This window comes from Micromonospora gifhornensis (assembly GCF_016863515.1).
Taxonomy (GTDB): domain Bacteria; phylum Actinomycetota; class Actinomycetes; order Mycobacteriales; family Micromonosporaceae; genus Micromonospora; species Micromonospora gifhornensis.
The window spans coordinates 30137-47997 of the sequence record NZ_BOPA01000050.1 but is presented as its reverse complement, the minus strand read 5'-3'; the positions used below and the strand labels follow the sequence as shown (position 1 = coordinate 47997).

General features: G+C 68.4%; 14 protein-coding genes, 2 tRNA genes and 2 pseudogenes. 6 read left to right on the top strand and 12 right to left on the bottom strand.

All coding sequences use genetic code 11. The features are described 5' to 3' along the window. Positions 1-358, top strand: a 358-nt coding sequence (locus tag Vgi01_RS27255) for a hypothetical protein (RefSeq protein ID WP_204292975.1), incomplete at its 5' end; no start/stop codon positions are given. Between the two features lie 151 nt (positions 359-509). Here Vgi01_RS27255 and Vgi01_RS27250 read toward each other — a convergent pair. The 6 genes from Vgi01_RS27250 to gyrB form a co-directional block, all read right to left on the bottom strand. Further along, a tRNA-Ala gene (locus tag Vgi01_RS27250) sits at positions 510-585 on the bottom strand. 38 nt (positions 586-623) lie between these two features. Further along, entirely contained in the window at positions 624-752 is a 129-nt protein-coding gene (locus Vgi01_RS30930; protein WP_013730703.1) for a DLW-39 family protein, read from the bottom strand. A gap of 45 nt (positions 753-797) precedes the next feature. Next, positions 798-871: transfer RNA gene (locus tag Vgi01_RS27245), tRNA-Ile, on the bottom strand. Between the two features lie 218 nt (positions 872-1089). Continuing rightward, positions 1090-1995 (bottom strand): DUF3566 domain-containing protein, encoded by a 906-nt coding sequence (locus Vgi01_RS27240; protein ID WP_102658733.1) that lies wholly within the window; start codon positions 1993-1995, stop codon positions 1090-1092. Between the two features lie 4 nt (positions 1996-1999). Further along, positions 2000-5779, bottom strand: a complete 3780-nt coding sequence (gene gyrA / locus Vgi01_RS27235; RefSeq protein ID WP_204292974.1) for an intein-containing DNA gyrase subunit A — start codon at positions 5777-5779, stop codon at positions 2000-2002. 129 nt (positions 5780-5908) lie between these two features. Further along, positions 5909-7855, bottom strand: a complete 1947-nt coding sequence (gyrB, locus tag Vgi01_RS27230; RefSeq protein ID WP_102658735.1) for a DNA topoisomerase (ATP-hydrolyzing) subunit B — start codon at positions 7853-7855, stop codon at positions 5909-5911. A 541-nt stretch (positions 7856-8396) separates the two neighbouring features. On the opposite strand from gyrB, the gene Vgi01_RS27225 reads away from it, so the two are divergent. Then, entirely contained in the window at positions 8397-8978 is a 582-nt protein-coding gene (locus tag Vgi01_RS27225) for a hypothetical protein (RefSeq protein WP_102658736.1), read from the top strand. A gap of 14 nt (positions 8979-8992) precedes the next feature. Here Vgi01_RS27225 and Vgi01_RS27220 read toward each other — a convergent pair whose 3' ends face one another. The 6 genes and pseudogenes from Vgi01_RS27220 to Vgi01_RS31660 form a co-directional block, all read right to left on the bottom strand. After that, positions 8993-9595: a DciA family protein gene (locus Vgi01_RS27220; protein WP_204292973.1), complete on the bottom strand. Its 603-nt coding sequence runs from the start codon at positions 9593-9595 to the stop codon at positions 8993-8995. Continuing rightward, positions 9585-10718, bottom strand: a complete 1134-nt coding sequence (recF, locus tag Vgi01_RS27215; protein ID WP_102658738.1) for a DNA replication/repair protein RecF — start codon at positions 10716-10718, stop codon at positions 9585-9587. Before recF ends, Vgi01_RS27220 begins: the two co-directional genes overlap by 11 nt. 16 nt (positions 10719-10734) lie before the next feature. After that, positions 10735-11607, bottom strand: a complete 873-nt coding sequence (gene gnd / locus Vgi01_RS27210) for a phosphogluconate dehydrogenase (NAD(+)-dependent, decarboxylating) (protein ID WP_013736609.1) — start codon at positions 11605-11607, stop codon at positions 10735-10737. Between the two features lie 38 nt (positions 11608-11645). Next, on the bottom strand, positions 11646-12779 hold the full coding sequence (gene dnaN / locus Vgi01_RS27205) for a DNA polymerase III subunit beta (protein WP_204292972.1): 1134 nt from the start codon (positions 12777-12779) through the stop codon (positions 11646-11648). Between the two features lie 765 nt (positions 12780-13544). Next, positions 13545-14738, bottom strand: a pseudogene (gene dnaA, locus Vgi01_RS27200) (chromosomal replication initiator protein DnaA); the annotation flags it as partial. A gap of 333 nt (positions 14739-15071) precedes the next feature. Further along, positions 15072-15368 (bottom strand): annotated as a pseudogene (locus Vgi01_RS31660) (chromosomal replication initiator protein DnaA); the annotation flags it as partial. 644 nt (positions 15369-16012) lie between these two features. Between Vgi01_RS31660 and rpmH the strand changes: the two are divergent. The 4 genes from rpmH to yidC are packed head-to-tail and all read left to right on the top strand — an operon-like array spanning position 16013 to position 17860. Further along, positions 16013-16150 carry a 50S ribosomal protein L34 gene (rpmH, locus tag Vgi01_RS27195; RefSeq protein ID WP_007073824.1) on the top strand — a complete coding sequence of 46 codons (138 nt, stop codon included), beginning with the start codon at positions 16013-16015 and terminating at the stop codon, positions 16148-16150. A gap of 34 nt (positions 16151-16184) precedes the next feature. Next, positions 16185-16598, top strand: coding sequence for a ribonuclease P protein component (rnpA, locus tag Vgi01_RS27190; RefSeq protein ID WP_204292970.1), 414 nt, complete (start codon positions 16185-16187; stop codon positions 16596-16598). A 44-nt stretch (positions 16599-16642) separates the two neighbouring features. After that, a complete protein-coding gene (gene yidD, locus Vgi01_RS27185) occupies positions 16643-16882 on the top strand; it encodes a membrane protein insertion efficiency factor YidD (RefSeq protein WP_204292969.1) in 240 nt (79 codons plus the stop codon). After that, positions 16883-17860, top strand: coding sequence for a membrane protein insertase YidC (yidC, locus tag Vgi01_RS27180; protein ID WP_102658743.1), 978 nt, complete (start codon positions 16883-16885; stop codon positions 17858-17860). The last annotated feature ends 1 nt before the right edge of the window (position 17861 follow it).

Here is a 17861-nt window from a genome sequence, read left to right as displayed (position 1 = left end):
AGTACGTTGGTCAACGATGGAATTCATCGCCGCGCTGAAGTCGATCCTTGTGGCCATCGTCATCGTCTCAGGGCTTGGGGTTCTCTTCTTGATGGGTTACCCGTCACGCTTCGGGGTGGCCGATCGAAGCGAAGCTGAGCGCGCGGCAATGATTGAGACCGACCGTCGACATCATCGTCTGGTTAACCGGGGAATGTCAGCAGTCATTTCGATCATCACCGGTGTGCTCGCTGTAGCCATCCTCGCCGGTCCGGCGGACAAGCGATCAAGCGGACTTGTCCTGGCGGCAATGTCATTGGTCAGCGCTGCTGTGTTCGTGCTGCTCATTCGCCGGGATCGGAGGCGGCCTGGGGGTTAGAAGAAGATCACGGAGGGCTGCTCGGGTGATCCCTTCCATGGTCGGAGTGTCGGCGCTTGTCGGCCCTCACCAAACAAGATCACAGCTGATCTGTACTGACGTTGTACTAGTCGATCAACTCAAGAGAGGAACCGCAGGTAGCGGATGGTACTGGTGGAGCCCAGGGGACTCGAACCCCTAACCCCTGCCTTGCAAAGGCAGTGCTCTGCCAGTTGAGCTAGGGCCCCGTGGCGGACGGTGCCGCCGGGTGGTCGGAGCTACGCGATCAGCGCAGATCCGGCGAGGTGGTCGCCTCGTGCCAGAGCGCGCGCTCGTCGTTGGCTTCCTTCATCTTCTTGGCCACCACAGCGGCCACGCCGACGACACCGACCAGGATCAACAGCTTCTTGAACATCGGGGCTACCCCTCGCGCTCGACGTGGCCGTCGGACCATGTGCGGTGGGGCTAGCTGGAATCGAACCAGCGACCTCAGAGTTATCAGCTCTGCGCTCTAACCGACTGAGCTATAGCCCCGCGTAGCGACGAGCAAGGTTAACCCATCCGCCCACGCCGCCCCAAATCGGGGGTCGGCCTGTACCCCTGCTCAACGCCGTCGCCCCTGAACCTACCGGAGAGCAGACGGCGAGCCCACCCAGATACCTGCGACCGCCGGCGCCGTCCGCCACCCACGGGGCAAAAGCAGCCGGGCCGACCTGCATGGTCGGCCCGGCGCACGAAACGGGTACGGGCTGTCAGTCGCGCTCGGCGAGAGTCAGCTCGATGCCACCCACCAGGTCGGCGCAGACGTTGTAGACGAACGCACCGAGGGTGGCGAGGGCGGTGAACAGCACGACGTTCACCGCACCGATCAGCATCGAGGTGAAGATCACGCCCGTCGCGGTGATCTGGAAGCCGCTGGTGCCCTGACCACCACCGGCGTTGACCAGGTCGCTCAGGCTGTCGTTCACGCTGGTGAAGACGCCCATCGCGTCCAACGCCAGGTACAGCACGGATGTCGCGACCACGATCACGATGAACAGCACCACGGACACGGCGAACGCGAACTTCATCACGGACCACGGGTCGATCCGCTTGAGGTTCAACCGGGCCCGGCGCGGTCCGCGCGACGCGGCCGAGCTCACCGAGGTACGCGCAGCGCGTACCGCCTCGCCGACGCGCGCCGCGCCCACGGCGGCTGTGCCGACCCCCGGGGGAAGCCCGCCGCCGTTGGCCGGACGGCCGGTGTTCAGCGGCCGGGCCCCATCCGGCTTCGGAGCCGACCCGGTCACCCGCGGCTGGGTGCCGGTCGTGCCCGTACCGACTGTCGGCAGCACACCCGTGGTGCCCGACCCGGACTGGCCCGCCCGGGTGGCGATCGGCTGGGTGACCGACGGCTTGCCGGCAGCGGCGGCCGAACCAGCGGTCTCGCCGCCGGCCTTCTCCTCCGCAGCCTCCGCAGCCTGGTCTTCGCCGGGCTTTTCAGGCGGTGGAGCCATACCGGGAGCGCGGGTGAACTTCGGGGCAGGCGCGTCGGCGGGGACCGTGGCCCGGCCTACGGCCGCGCGGCCGGTCGTTGGCGTGCCGTTCTGCGCGGCTTCCTCGTCGACCGGTTTGGCCGAGGGTCCCGTGTTCCCCGACTTCGCCTGTGTCTCCGTCATTCAACTAGTCCTGTTCGTCAGGCTCGTCGGCATTGCGAGCAATCGCCACGATAGTCACGCCATCCGGAAGGTCCATCAGCTTGACCCCCATTGTGTTCCGGTCACGCGTACGGCGTACAGGCTTCACCGGAGTCCGGATGACGCCACCGTTGCTGGTGATGGCGAACAGCTCGTCGTCCGGGTCGATCACCACAGCGCCGACCAGACCACCGCGCCGCTCGGTGATCTTCGCAGTCAGCACACCCTTACCTCCCCGGCCCTGCACCGGGTATTCCTCGATCGGGGTACGTTTCGCGTATCCACCGTTCGTGGCCACCAGAACGTCCAGGCCCTCCCGGACGACCTCCATGGCCAGCAACTCGTCCTCATCGCTGAACCGCATGCCGATCACGCCCGAGGTGGCCCGACCCATCGGCCGCAACGCCTCGTCGGTCGCATTGAACCGGATCGCCTGAGCGTTCTTCGACACCAACAGCAGATCATCGGTGGGACCGGCCAGCGCAGCACCGACCAGCTCGTCCTCATCGCGCAGGTTGATCGCGATGATGCCGCCGGACCGGTTGGAGTCGAACTCCTCAAGCCGCGTCTTCTTCACCAGGCCGTTCTTCGTCGCCAGTACCAGATAGGGAGCTACCTGGTAGTTCGGAATCTCGATGATCTGCGCGATCTGCTCGTCCGGTTGGAAGGCGAGCAGATTCGCCACGTGCTGACCCTTGGCCACCCTACTGGCCTCAGGAAGCTCGTACGCCTTGGCCCGGTAGACGCGCCCCTTGTTGGTGAAGAACAGGATCCAGTCGTGCGTCGAGCAGACGAAGAAGTGGCTGACGATGTCGTCCTGCCGCAGCGTCGCACCGCTCACACCCTTGCCGCCACGCCGCTGTGAGCGGTACAGGTCGACCTTCGTCCGCTTGGCGTACCCGGTCCGGGTGATCGTGACCACCACGTCCTCCCGGGCGATGAGGTCCTCCATCGAGACCTCGCCGTCGAACGGAATGATCTTCGTACGCCGCTCGTCGCCCCACTTCGCGACGATCTCGCCCAACTCCTCCGAGACGATCCGCCGCTGCCGCTCCGGCTTGGCCAGGATGTCCTTCAGGTCGGCGATCTCCAGCTCCAGCTTGGCCAGGTCGTCGAGGATCCGCTGCCGCTCCAACGCCGCCAGCCGGCGCAGCTGCATGTCCAGGATCGCGGTCGCCTGGATCTCGTCGATCTCCAGCAGCCGGATCAGACCCTGCCGCGCGTCCTCCACCGTCGGCGAACGCCGGATCAGCGCGATCACCTCGTCCAGGGCGTCCAACGCCTTGGACAGACCGCGCAGGATGTGCGCCCGCTCCTCCGCCTTACGCAGCCGGAACGCCGTCCGCCGCCGGATCACCTCGATCTGGTGCTCGACGTAGTAGCGGAGGAACTGCGCCAGGTTCAGCGTGCGCGGCACGCCGTCGACAAGCGCCAGCATGTTCGCGCCAAAGGTCTCCTGAAGCTGGGTGTGCTTGTAGAGGTTGTTCAGCACCACCTTCGCGACCGCGTCGCGCTTGAGCACGAGCACGATCCGCATACCCGTACGCCCGGAGGACTCGTCCCGGATGTCGGCGATGCCGGCGAGCTTGCCCTCCTTGATCAGCTCGGCGATCCGCTCGGCCAGGTTGTCCGGGTTCACCTGGTACGGCAGCTCGCTGACCACCAGAGCCGGGCGCCCGCGCTTGTCCTCCTCGACCTCGACCACCGCGCGCATCCGGATCGAACCACGACCGGTCCGGTACGCGTCCTGGATGCCCGACTGGCCGACGATCAGACCGTGGGTGGGGAAGTCCGGGCCCTTGACGATCTCCAGCAGCGCTTCGAGCGTGGTGGCCTCGTCCGCCTCCGGGTTCTCCAGGCACCACTGCACCGCCGCGCCGATCTCCCGCAGGTTGTGCGGCGGGATCTTGGTGGCCATACCGACCGCGATGCCCTCGGAGCCGTTGATCAGCAGGTTCGGGATCCGCGACGGCAGGATGGTGGGCTCCTTGGCCCGGCCGTCGTAGTTGTCCTGCAGGTCGACGGTGTCCTCGTCGATGTCCCGCAGCATCTCCATCGCCAGCGGGTCGAGCTTGCACTCTGTGTTGTGGCTGACGAACCCGTCGGAGACGAACGAGTGGTCGTCGGTGTCCACCCGGATGCTGTAGACCGGTTGCACGCCTGCGTCGGCGACCTCGGCGACCTCGGCGTAGTAGAAGCGCCCGTCGACCAACGGCTCGACCACGTCGAGCACCTCGGCGTTGGTGATCCGGGCAGCGATCTCGTCGCGGTCCCGCTCCCAGCGCTCGATCCGGTCCACGTTGTGCCGGCGCAGCCAGTCCCGCTCGGTCCAGCGGCTCGCGCCGTGCTCGCGGATGAAGTCACCGACCAGCGGTACGTGGTCGCTGGAGAGCGCCGTGCTGCTGGCCGGCACCGAGGCCAGCTCCGATTCCAGCTTGGCCTGCTTGCGACCGAGGAAGCCGACCTGGGCGGCGAAGATCCGCGCGTCGCGTCGGTGGGTCACCACGACCTTGATCTCGCCGTTGTCGTACCGGCACTGGCGGCTGACGACACCGAACTCCAGCAGCAACTGCTGCACCTCGCGGGCGAGCCGCTCGCTGCGGGTGGAGTACGAGATCTGCATGGTGTTGCGCGGCAGCAGCGAGGACGAGCCGTCTCCCTCGAAGAGGGCCTGGAGGAAGGCCCGCTTGATCGCGGCCGGTCCCTGCCAGACGAACTCCGGCACGAACTTGCCCGCGCTACGCGCCCCGACCAACTCACCGAGGATGCTGGCCCGCAGCGCGGACAGATCCTGGATGTCGATTTCGTGCAGGACACTCCCGGACGCGATGACCCGCTCGGCGACGTATCGGGGGCCACCGACGGCGAGGTCGTAGGCCGCCAGGACGCGAACGAAGAACTCGCGGTCGACGTTGTTGAAGCCGGCTCGGGTCTCGGAGACCCACCCCTCGCTGACGAAGGCACCCGCGAGGACTGCGGCCTCGACGTGTTCGAGCATCGGGTAGCCGATCTCGTCGGGCACGCTGCGCTGGAGGACCACCCGGTCGCCCGGGGAGATCTCGGCGAGCAGCTTCCAGAGCAGGGTCGGCACGCCGGCCACGTCCACCAGGCAGAGCACCGGGTGGTTGTGGGTACCGGTCAGCTCGTACCCCTCGCGGGTGCGCAGCCGCAGCGTCGGGTGCTCGCCGGAGTGGAAGAACTTCGACGCCCGGACCAGCTCGCCGTTGCGGTCGCGGACCTTGAGGTCGATGTCGGTCTCGCTGCTCACCGCTGCGCCCGGCACCACGTCCCCGACCCGCACGCTTCCTACAGCGGTACGAATGCGGGTATCTGCCGTAACGCAGTACCTCATGGCGGCAGCCGGGTCGTTTCCGGGCGAACCGAAGTTGCCGTTGCCGTCGACCAGCGGGTAGCGCAGTGACCACGGCTGGGCCATCCGGACCAGGGCGTCGTAGATGGCCGAGTCGCCGTGCGGGTGGAACTGACCCATCACGTCACCGACGACGCGGGAGCACTTCACGTAGCCACGGTCGGGCCGGTAGCCCGAGTCGAACATGGCGTAGAGGATCTTGCGGTGGACCGGCTTGAGCCCGTCCCGGACGTCCGGCAGCGCCCGCCCGACGATCACGCTCATCGCGTAGTCGAGGTAGGAACGCTGCATTTCCACCTCGAGCCCGACCGGCTCGATCCGGTCGTGCGAGACGACGGCGGCCAGCGCCTCGGGGACCTCGGGCTCGTTGGGTGTGGACTCGGGGGAATCGGTCACTGTTTACCCTTATCAGACTCAGAGTCGTTTTTGTGCTGTGGATAACAGCTGTGGATAGCGGCCAAGCTGTGGATAACTCTGTGGACCGGCGGCCGGCTCGGATCAGCTCCGCACCGGCCGTCGGGCCCGTCAGATGTCCAGGAAGCGGACGTCCTTGGCGTTGCGCTGGATGAACGAGCGACGAGCCTCGACATCCTCACCCATCAGCACGCTGAACAACTCGTCGGCGGTGGCGGCGTCGTCCAGAGTGACCTGGCGCAGGGTACGGGTGGCCGGGTTCATCGTGGTCTCCCACAACTCCGGGTAGTTCATCTCGCCGAGGCCCTTGAACCGCTGGATGTCGTCCGGCTTGGCGTTCGGCTTCTTCTGCTGGCGCAGCGCGATCAGCCCGTCGCGTTCCCGGTCGGAGTACGCGTACTGGGCGTCGTCGCCCTTCTTGTTCCACTTGATCTTGTAGAGCGGCGGGGCGGCGAGGTAGACGTGACCCAACTCGACGAGTGGGCGCATGAACCGGAACAGCAGGGTGAGCAGCAGCGTCTGGATGTGCTGACCGTCGACGTCGGCGTCGGCCATCAGCACCACCTTGTGGTAGCGCAGCTTCTCCATGTCGAAGTCGTCGTGGATGCCGGTGCCCAGCGCGGTGATCAGCGCCTGGACCTCGTTGTTCTTCAGCACCCGGTCGATGCGGGCCTTCTCCACGTTGAGGATCTTGCCGCGGATCGGCAGGATCGCCTGGGTACGCGGGTCGCGGCCCTGCTTGGCCGAGCCGCCGGCCGAGTCGCCCTCGACGATGAAGACCTCGGATTCGCGCGGGTCGGTGGACTGGCAGTCGGCCAGCTTGCCGGGCATCGAGCCGGATTCCAGCAGCGACTTGCGGCGGGCCAGCTTGCGGGCCTGCTGGGCGGCGATGCGGGCGCGGGCGGCCTGGGACGCCTTGGTGATGATGATCTTCGCCTCGGCCGGGTTGCGGTCCAGCCAGTCGACCAGCCGGTCGTTGCAGACCCGCTGGACAAAGCTCTTGACCGGGGTGTTGCCGAGCTTGGTCTTGGTCTGACCCTCGAACTGCGGGTTTGTCAGCTTGACCGAGATGATCGCCGCGAGACCTTCGCGGATGTCTTCACCGGAGAGCTTCTCGTCGCCCTTGAGCAGCTTCTTGTCGGCGCCGTACCGGTTGACGACGCTTGTCAGCGCGGCCCGGAAGCCCTCCTCGTGGGTGCCGCCCTCGTGGGTGTTGATGTTGTTGGCGAAGGTGTAGACCGATTCGCCGTACGACTCGTTCCACTGCATCGCGATCTCGAGCGACATGCCCTCTTCCTCGGCACCGAACTCGATCACCGTCTTGTGCATCGGGCTCTTGGAGGCGTTGAGGTGCCGGACGAAGTCGGCGATGCCGCCGTCGTACTTGAAGGTGACCTCGCGAACCTTGCCGTCCTCGCCCTCGGCGACCCGCTCGTCGAGCAGGTGGATGGTGAGGCCGCGGGTGAGGAAGGCCATCTCCTGCAGGCGCCGGTAGATGGTCTGGAAGTCGAATTCGGTGGTCTCGAAGACGTCCGGGTCGGGCCAGAAGGAGACCGCCGATCCGGTGCGGTCGGTCGGCTCACCCTTCTCCAGCGCGCTCGGCTTGGAGTGGTCGTACTGCTGCCGCCAGACGAAGCCGTCCTTGTGGATCTCGACGGCCATCCTGGTGGAGAGCGCGTTCACCACGGAGACGCCGACGCCGTGCAGGCCGCCGGAGACGGCGTACGCCTTGCCGTCGAACTTGCCGCCCGCGTGCAGCACGGTCAACGCGACCTCGACACCCGGCTTCTTCAGCTTGGGGTGCAGGTCGACGGGGAAGCCACGGCCGTTGTCGGTGACCCGGACTCCGCCGTCGGCGAGCAGCACCACGTCGATGGTGTCGCAGTGTCCGGCCAGGGCTTCGTCCACCGCGTTGTCGACGACCTCCCACACCAGATGGTGCAGACCGCGCTCGCCGGTGGAGCCGATGTACATACCGGGCCGCTTGCGGACCGCCTCCAGCCCTTCGAGGACGGTGATCGACTCGGCCCCGTACTGCTGATTTTCCTGCGCTGCCACCCTCGGCCACTTTCTCGCACCCGAGCGTGCCGTCAGGCACGTCGAGCGCGGGTTCGGCGGACAGGGCGCGACGTCGGCACGCGGACCGGTACCTGGCACAATTCCGGGGTACGGGCCGAACGCGCCGGTCGCCGCGGTTGCCCGCGGATCGCGATCGGCTCGACCCGAGTCGGACAATGTTCGGGGGCCCGCACCGGGCCCACGAAGCGTCGCTCCGCACCGGGTCTTCGTCTCACACCAATCTTACTGTGCGCGGGCGATAGAACCACCACTCGGCACCCCTTCGCGGCGGCTCAGATTCACGTAGCGGGCCGAACCGCGCCGTCTGCGACTCCCCCTACACGCCAAGGCATGATCAGCCGATCTGCCGCGTGACGGCGATCCAGGCCGGGGGTCCGACGGTCGCCGAGAGTGAGCCGGTACCGTCCACGGCGGGCGTTTTCCGGCACACGGGTCAACGGTCGGCCTTGATCTTTTCCGGTCGGAACCGGACGATCGACCCGATCGACTCGACCTGTGCTTGTGGAGAGGTGGACACCAGATGGGGCTGGACAACGTCGCGGTCCAGTGGCCGCGGACCGGCCGCTTCTACGACCCGGTCGCACCGGCCGAGTTCGTCGACTTCGGCGAAATCGTCGATGTGCCGGGGATCTCGGCCCCGACCGCTGCGCTCGCGGAGCTGATCGCGAAGACCGGCACCGTGCGGGCCACCGCGTACACCGAGGTGGTGGATCTGATTCTCGGTCTGGACGGGGTGCTCTACGCCACCGAGGCGGCGGCGGAGGACGAGGACCCGGTCATCGACCCGGACGGGTGCGCCTGGATCGCCAGCGGCATCGAGCGGTTCGTCGCCGCGCACCGGCCGCACGGTGAGGCTGTCGGTTTCGAGTCGGTCGGTGTGGTGCTTCGTTCGCTGTTGTCCGACGGTCGCCTGGCCGAGCAGCAGCTGCGCTGGCTGGACAGCCGGCTGGAGGCGTTGCGTGACGACAGCGGGGCCGCGCCGCAGTGGACCTTCACCTGTGCGGAGCTGAGTGTGGTGGCGGCCTTCTACCGGCGCTGCGCCGACCGGGGCTTCGCGGTGTACGCCGAGTCGGCGGCACCGCGGCGGGCGGCCCAGTCGTAGTTCGGCGGGCCGGGTCAGCCGTAGGTGTCCCGGGGGCCTCGACCGCGTACCCGGCGGGGCCCCCGGGACCAGGACGGTGCGGCCGGGCCGTGGATGTGCAGTCTGCGGACGACGTTGTGGCCGATCTCACGGCCGATCTGTTGCAGCAGTGAGCCGGCGAGTAGGCGCAGCTGGGTCGCCCACGCGGTGGATCGGGCTTCCATGGTCAGTTCGCCGTTCTCCAGTTTGACCGGGCGGCTGTGCTGGGCCACCTCCGGCCCGACGACCTTCTCCCAGGCACCGAAGACGGTCGCCTCGGCGGCGGGCTGTTGCCAGCCGCGCGCCTTGACCAGCCGGTTGAGCACCGCGCCGAGTGGTTGCGGGTCGCGGGGGTCGGGTCCGGGGCCGGAGTAGCCGCGGAGACGCCGCTCACCGCCGGTCCCGTCGGTCGCGCGGCGGGGTCGTGCCGTCGCGGCCCGTCTGGCCTTGGCGGCGTCGAGCACCGCGCGGGCCAGTTCCGGCCCGGTGACCCCGTCCGGTACGTCGGGGGTCTTCGCGTCGGCCGGGTTGCCGGACGCCGGACGCCGGGCTGCGGCCCGGTCGCCGTCGTTGCGGGGGTTCGTCGACTCATCCGGCACGTCGCACCGTTCCCTCCGACACCTCGTACCGGGCACCGCGGAGGGCGTCGGGTACATCGTCGGCGACCGCGCAGGTCACCAGGAGTTGGCTCGCCCCGCCGACCAGTTCGGCGAGTCGGTCACGGCGGCCGGCGTCCAACTCGGCGAAGACGTCGTCGAGGACGAGGACGGGTTCGATGCCGTCGTTGCGGAGCAGGTCGTAGCCGGCGAGCCGGAGGGCGAGCGCGTACGACCAGGATTCGCCGTGGCTGGCGTACCCCTTGGCGGGTAGTGGGCCGAGGTTGAGGGTGAGGTCGTCGCGGTGTGGGCCGACCAGGGTGGTGCCGCGTTCGATCTCGGCGGAGCGCTGCTCCTCCAGGGCGGTGGCGAGCACCTTGGCGAGGGTTTCCCGGTCGGTGGTCGGCTCGGTCAGTTCGACCGAGGGCCGGTAGGCGATCGTGGCCGCGCCGCGCCCGGCGGCCACCGCGTCGTACGCCCTGGCCACGTGCGGGGTGAGCGCGGCGACCAGTTCCAGCCGGCCGGCGAGCAGTTCGGCGCCGTGCCGGGCGAGGTGGGTGTCCCAGACGGCCAGCGTCGACAGGTCACCGCCGCGGGTGCCTCCGGTCTTGCGGGCCAGGTACGCGGTACGCAGCAGCGCGTTGCGCTGTTTGATCACCCGGTCGTAGTCGGCCCGTACGCCCGCGTAGCGGGGCTGGCGCAGCACCAGCAGGTCGTCGAGGTAGCGGCGGCGTTCGGCGGGGTCGCCCCGGACGAGTTCGAGGTCCTCCGGGGCGAAGAGCACCAGCCGCAGTGCGCCGAGCACGTCGCGGGCGCGGCGGGCCGGGGATCGGCCGAGTCGGGCCCGGTTGGCCTTGCCGGGCACGATCTCCAACTCGACGAGCAGTTCCCGGCCCTCGTGTACGACCGCGCAACGGATCACCGCTGCGGTGGCACCCATCCGCACCAGCGGGGCGTCGGTGGCGACCCGGTGCGAGTCCAGGGTCGCCACGTAGCCGAGCGCCTCGACCAGGTTGGTCTTGCCGACGCCGTTGGCGCCGATGAGGATGTTCGGCCCCGGTTCGAGGTCGACACCGACCCGCTCGTACGAGCGGAAGTCGACAAGTTCGAGCCGGCGGACGTACACGGGGGCCGGGTGCCGGTCAGCGCTTGCGGACGGCGTGGCCGCCGAACTGCTGGCGCAGCGCGGAGACGGCCTTCAGGGCCGGCGACTCGTCCTGGCGGGAGGCGAACCGGGCGTACAGCGAGGCGGTGATGACGTGCAGCGGTACGGCGAGGCGGACCGCCTCGTCGACCGTCCAGCGGCCTTCGCCGGTGTCCTCGGTGTAGTCGGTCAGCTGAGCCAGTTCCGGGTCCTCGTCGAGCGCGCGGTCGAGCAGGTCCAGCAGCCAGGACCGGACGACGGTGCCTTCCCGCCAGGACTTGATCACGCCGGGCACGTTGGTGACCAGCTCGGAGGCGGTCATCAGCTCGTAGCCCTCGGCGTAGGCGTGCATCAGGCCGTACTCGATGCCGTTGTGCACCATCTTGGCGTAGTGGCCGGCACCGACCGGCCCGGCGTGCACGAAGCCGAAGTCGCCCTCGGGCTTGAGCGCCTCGAAGATCGGCATGAGCCGGTCGACGTGCTCCTGGGAGCCGCCGACCATCAGGCCGTAGCCGTTCTGCCGGCCCCAGACGCCTCCGGAGACACCCACGTCGACGTAGCCGATGCCGCGCTCGTTGAGCCGTTCGGCTCGCGGTGCGTCGTCGCTGAAGCGCGAGTTGCCGCCGTCGATGATGATGTCGCCTTCGCCGAGTACCTCGGCCAGTTCGTCGATGGTGGCGTCGGTGACGGCGGCGGGCACCATCACCCAGACCGCGCGGGGAGCAGCCAGTTTCTCGGCCAGTTCCGACGCGTTCGCGACGTCACTCAGCTCCGCGTTGTGGTCAAGACCGACCACCTCGTGTCCGGCGGCGCGCAGTCGCTCGCGCATGTTGCCGCCCATCCGACCGAGGCCTACCAGGCCGAGCTGCATCTCGTCGTTACCTTTCGTGGGGTGCTGGTTCTCTGCGATCAGCGGGATACGCGGATCGGCATGATGAGGTACCGGTACCCACCGATGAGCTCGCCATCCTCGCCAGCTGGGGAAATGACCGCCGGCTTGAAGGCGTCGACGAACTGGAGTACGGCGAACTGCGCGCCGAGGTTTGCCAGCCCGTCGATGAGGTACTGCGGGTTGAAGCCGATGGTGAGTGGCTCGCCGGTGAAGGTGGCCTCCATCGCCTCGCTGGCCCGTGCCTCCTCGGTGCCGCCGGCCTCGACGACCAGCCCGTCGGCGCTGAAGCTGAGCAGCACGGGGGTGGTGCGCTCGGCGACCAGGGCGACTCGCTTGACGACCTCGATGAGGGTGCTGACCGGCACCCGGGCCTCGGCGTTGTGGCTGGCGGGGAAGAGTGAGCGCACCGGCGGGTAGTTGGCGCCGTCGAGCAGGCGGCTGGTGGTGCGCCGGGTGCCGCCGGAGAATCCGATCATGCCTTCACCGGCTGTGCCCTGGGACACCGCCATGGTGACCTGGCCGCCGAGCGGGCCAAGCGCCTTGGCGGTGTCGTTGAGGGTGCGGGCCGGCACCAGCGCGTTGATACTGATCTCCGGGTCGTCGGGGTTCCACTCCATCTCGCGCAGGGCGAGGCGGTAGCGGTCGGTGGCGAGCATCGACAGGGTGCCGCCGGACAGCTCGACGCGTACGCCGGTCATCATCGGCAGCGTCTCGTCCCGGCTGGCCGCGACGGCCACCTGGGCGACGGCGGCGGCGAAAGCGGCCGCGTCGATCGTGCCGGCGCTCTCCGGCATCTCCGGCAGGGCCGGATAGTCCTCCACCGGCATGGTGGGCAGGGTGAACCGGGCGCTGCCGCAGACCAGTTCGAGGTGCGCGCCGACTGCGGCGATGTCCACCGGCTTGCCGGGCAGTGCCTTGGTGATCTCGGCCAGTAGGCGACCGGAGACCAGCGCGGCGCCGTCGGCGTCGCCCTGTACCTCCACCGTCACCTGGCTGGACACCTCGTAGTCGAAGCCGGACACCTGCAGGGTGCCGTCGGTGACACGGAGCATCACGCCGGCCAGCACCGGTACGGACGGCCGGTTGGGCAGGCTCTTTGCGGTCCAGGCCACGGCCTCGGCGAGCGCGTCGCGCTCCACTCGGAACTTCATCAATGCCTCCGCGTCGACGTCGACGTCGTCAACTCTCTCATGCCGGCCGCTGCCCACCGACCCGCCTGGCGTGCGGTACCCCTCGCACCTTAGGGCGCGTGGGTATCGGCTGTGCGTCCGACCCCGTGGTTCGTGTCGGTGCTGACGACTGAGTTCGGCAGCAATCCAACGATCCACAGGAAGTCCAACGGTGATGATTGGTTTTCGTTCTTTTAGAAGAGATAACTCATCGTCTTCATCGCACCTGTGCAAACTGTGGAGAACCCTCATCTGCCCAGGTCAGCGCGTTATCCACCGGTGGTTTTGCTGTGGAGAACCCGGGGTACAACTGGGCCGTCGGTCCACAGGTGGGTCCGGTGTCCCCAGTTGTCCACCGCTGTCCACTGGTTATCCACCGGTTATCCACCGACTTTCTCCCCAGCCCTGTGGATCGGGGTGGCCGTCGCGACGCCGGTTTTCCCCAGAACCTTCAACAGCTTCCCCACAGGTGGGTCGTCCGCGGTGGACAGAGCGAACGGCTGTCCCCAGGCGTCCACAGGCGTCCACAACGTTGTCCCCAGCTTTTCTCCACAGCCTGTGGGTAACCGGCCATATGCAGTGCGTGGTTGTCCACAGCCTGTGGGTGACGAGCTGTGGACAACGAGTGGGAACCTGTGTGGTCACGGCCTCGATGCTGTGGTCTACACCTCGTCGAGAGTCAACTCACCCGGCACCAGAAAGCCCGGCCGGGGGATCCCAGCCGGGCTCGTACGGGCGCGTACGCCCTCAGGTGTTCTGCTTGATCCGGTTGGTCAGCTCGGCGATCTGGTTGTAGAGCGAGCGCCGCTCGGCCATCTGCTGCCGGATCTTCCGGTCGGCGTGCATGACGGTGGTGTGGTCCCGGCCACCGAACGCCTGACCGATGCGGGGCAGCGACAGGTCGGTCAGCTCGCGACACAGGTACATGGCCACCTGACGGGCGTTGACGAGCACCCGGGAGCGGGAGTGGCCGCGCAGGTCCTCCAGGCTGACGCCGAAGTAGTCGGCGGTGGAGACCATGATCTGGTCGGCGGTGATCTCCGGGCCGGCGCCGTCCGGGATGAAGTCCCGCAGCACCTCCTCGGCCAGCGACAGCTCGACGCTGGAGCGGGTCAGGCTGGCGAAGGCGGTGACCCTGATCAGGGCCCCCTCCAACTCCCGGATCGAGTTCGACACCCGGGAGGCGATGAACTCCAACACGTCCGGCGGGGCGTACAGCCGCTCCTGCGCCGCCTTCTTCTGCAGAATCGCGATCCGGGTCTCCAGGTCCGGCGGCTGGATGTCGGCCAGCAGGCCCCACTCGAAGCGGGTCCGCAGCCGGTCCTCCAGCGTGGCGAGCTGCTTCGGCGAGCGGTCCGAGGTGATCACGATCTGCTTGTTGGCGTTGTGCAGCGTGTTGAAGGTGTGGAAGAACTCCTCCTGGGTCCGCTCGCGGTTCTCCAGGAACTGGATGTCGTCGATCAACAGGATGTCGACGTCGCGGTAGCGGCGCTGGAAGGCGCTGGTCTTGTCGTCGCGCAGCGAGTTGATGAAGTCGTTGGTGAACTCTTCGGTGGAGACGTACCGGACCGAGCGGGCGTTGCCCAGCGTGGTGGCGTAGTGCCCGATGGCGTGCAGCAGGTGGGTCTTGCCCAGCCCGGAACTGCCGTAGATGAACAGCGGGTTGTACGCCTTCGCCGGTGACTCGGCCACCGCGACGGAGGCGGCATGGGCGAACCGGTTGGACGAGCCGATGACGAACGTCTCGAACATGTACTTCGGGTTGAGACGGTTGCCGCCGCTGTCCGCGCCGGCGGGCAGCCGCCGGTCGTCCCGGGTGCGGTGGTCCGTGCCGCTGCGGCCGGGGCCGCTGTCGGTGCCACCACCGTCGCCGGGCAGCGAGCGGATCACGTGCTGGTCGCGGGGAGAGACTCCGGGATCGTCGCCGTACCGGCCGGCGAACCCGCGCGGGCCGGGGGTCGGCGGGTCCAGCTGGCCGGCCCGGTCGGCGAAGCCGAGTCGCTGGGGTTGCCGCCGCGCTTCCCCAGCCGAGCGGCCGGGCTCACCGAACGCCGCGCCGAAGAGGGTCTCCTGGCCGTCGGCCACGGGTGGGCCGGTACGCGGCCCGCCGTCGGTGACGTGGGGAGACTCCGGTACTGGTCGGTCGTACCGGTGGGGGTGGTGCTGTTCGGGAATGAGCGGAAGCTGCTGGCGGTCGTCGGTGGTCGCCCCCGACTCGGCCGGGCCGGAGAAGTCGACCGGGCCGCCGTCGTGAACGGCCGGCCCGGATTCTGCGGCGCTGTGGTAGACAGTGCCCTCGGTACGGCCGTCCTCGGGTAGCCGAACGGTGACAGCTACCTGGATCGGTCGGCCGAGCCGGCGGGTGAGCGCCTCGGTGATGGCCGGTCGCAGTCGCGACTCGATCACGTCTCGGGTGAAGGCGTCGGGCACGGAGAGCAGCGCGGTGTCCTCGACGATGGCCCGTAACCGGGTCAACCGCAGGTACGCCCGCTGCTGTGCAGAGATGATCTCGTCGGCGAGTTCATCCGTGGTCGCCGTCCACACCGCGGCAAGGTCGGTCGTACCGGCCACCGTCGTGCCACCCCCTCGCCTCTGCTCCCGGATGCCGCCGTCCCCCCGGCCATCCGGAGGTCCAGTGCCGGGTAGGTGTGACCGGTAGCCCACCCGTCGTCCCACCCGGTCGTTCTCCACAAGTTATCCACAGCCTGTGTGCCGACCGATTGTGGCCGCCTGCCGGGCATGGGTCGGACCTACCCCTGCCATGGCCGGGTGCTGAAGCGGGGTTCACCGTGCCGAACGATTCACCACCGTGTCCGGTCTTGCCCTGCCGGCGACATCCGGACCTGGAGACGCTGACCGCAATCGGGCACGGTAACAGCGTTGTCGCCGCATCATCAACCGTCGACGCGCCTGGTGCCTGTCGGCATCAGTGAAATCCACCGCTTCGGTCGTACTTCACCGCAGGTAAACCGTACGGGTCGGTCGGTTTGACGGTGATTGCACCCCGACCTACGCTGGAGGGGCTGCTCTCACGCCCTCTGCTAGGGTGATGGGTGCTCGCTGCCTGTGGGGGCTCCCGGTGTTCATGAGATGCCGCGGAGTGTGCGCTCGTCGCACCGTCCGGGCAGCACCGATCGAGGCCGCCAGCGCGGTGGCCTGGACCACCACGACCTCGGCGACTGATGCCGTGGCCGTCCGACAACGGAGAGCCTGACGTGAGCAAGCGCACCTACCAGCCGAACAACCGCCGGCGCGCGAAGACCCACGGCTTCCGGCTGCGTATGCGCACCCGGGCCGGCCGCGCCATCCTTTCGACCCGTCGCGCCAAGGGTCGCGCCCGCCTGTCGGCCTGAGGCCGACCGGGCCCGCTCCCGGGGACTGGCAGTCGTGCTGACAGCCGCGCAGCGACTGCGGCGCAGCAGCGACTTCGCCGCAGCGGTCCGCAGTGGCCGTCGGGCTGGTCGGGGCACGGTGGTCGTGCACCTGACACTGCCGGGCACAACCGGGGGCACCCCAGACGTAACGCCGGAACCGGTGCGGGGCGGCACGGAGGAGAACTCCGTGCCGGAGTCCCGTGCCGGTTTCGTGGTTTCCAAGGCCGTCGGGCCGGCAGTGGTCCGGAACAAGGTCCGCCGTCGGTTGCGGCATCTGGTCCGGGAGCGGCTGTCGGAGCTGCCGGCGGGAAGCACCCTCGTCGTACGGGCCCTGCCGGCCGCCGCCGAGGCCACGTACCAGCGGCTCGGCGCTGACCTGGACGACGCGCTGCGGGCCGCTCGGACCAGCCGGGGACGGCGACGGTGAACACCCAACCGAAAACGGGTCGTCCGGCTACCCTCGGTGCCCGGGTGCTGGCCCTTCCTATTATCGCGTACCGTCGGTGGATAAGTCCGGCGCTGCCGGCCCGCTGTCGGTTCTACCCGTCGTGCAGTGCGTACGCCTTGGAGGCGGTAACCCGACATGGCGCGCTTCGGGGAGCCGGTCTGACGGTCCGGCGGCTGTCGCGCTGCCATCCATTCAATCCTGGTGGATACGACCCGGTGCCGGTGCCGGGCGACCGCCGAGCTGCCGACGTGACTGGAGCCTGAGTGTTTAGTCTCGACTGGATCTACTACGCGATCTCGTGGATCCTGCTGGCCTGGCATTCGGCCTGGGACGCCATCGGGGTCCCGGAGACCGCGTTCCTCGGCACCAACTGGTCGTGGATCCTGGCCATCATCTTCCTGGTGGTCACCGTTCGGGTGATCCTCTTCCCGATCTTCGTCAAGCAGATCAAGTCGCAGCGCGCGATGCAGGCGCTTCAGCCGCAGGTCAAGGCTCTGCAGGAGAAGCACAAGGGTGACCGGGAGACGCTCCAGAAAGAGATGATGGAGCTCTATCGGAAGGAAAAGGCCAACCCGTTGATGGGCTGCCTTCCGATGTTCCTCCAGATCCCGGTGTTCCTCGGCCTGTTCCACGTGCTGCGTCGCCTCAACCCGGACCCGGCGAAGGCCAACAAGGACATCTACGGGTGGACGGTCGAGCAGTTCAACAGCGCCTCCGACGCGACGCTGTTCACCGCCCCGATCGCCAGCAAGTTCGGTTCGACCGCGGCGGAGCTGGCCCAGCTGGGCGCGAACGGCACCACCGTCAAGGTCATGGCCGGCGTCCTGGTGCTGGTGATGATGGGCACCACCTACCTCACCAGCCGCCAGATGATCCTCAAGACGGGCTGGGCGGAGGACCCGCAGCAGCGGATGATCCAGCGCCTGATGCTCTACGGCATCCCGCTGTCGCTGCTGATCTCCGGCGCGATCTTCCCGATCGGTGTGATCATCTACTGGGTCACCAACAACCTCTTCACTCTCGGCCAGCAGCAGTGGGTGCTGCGCAAGTTCCCCCCGCCGGTGACCGCCACCAGCAAGCCGGGCACCGGCGCTCAGCCGGCGAAGACCAGCGGCCTGTTCGGCCGTAGCAAGCCCGCGCCGGCACCGACCAAGCCGGCCGCGCCGAAGGTCGCCGGCCCGAAGCCGGGTGCCAAGCCGGCCAACCCGAAGAAGGGCCGCCCCGCCAAGCGGCAGGGCTGAA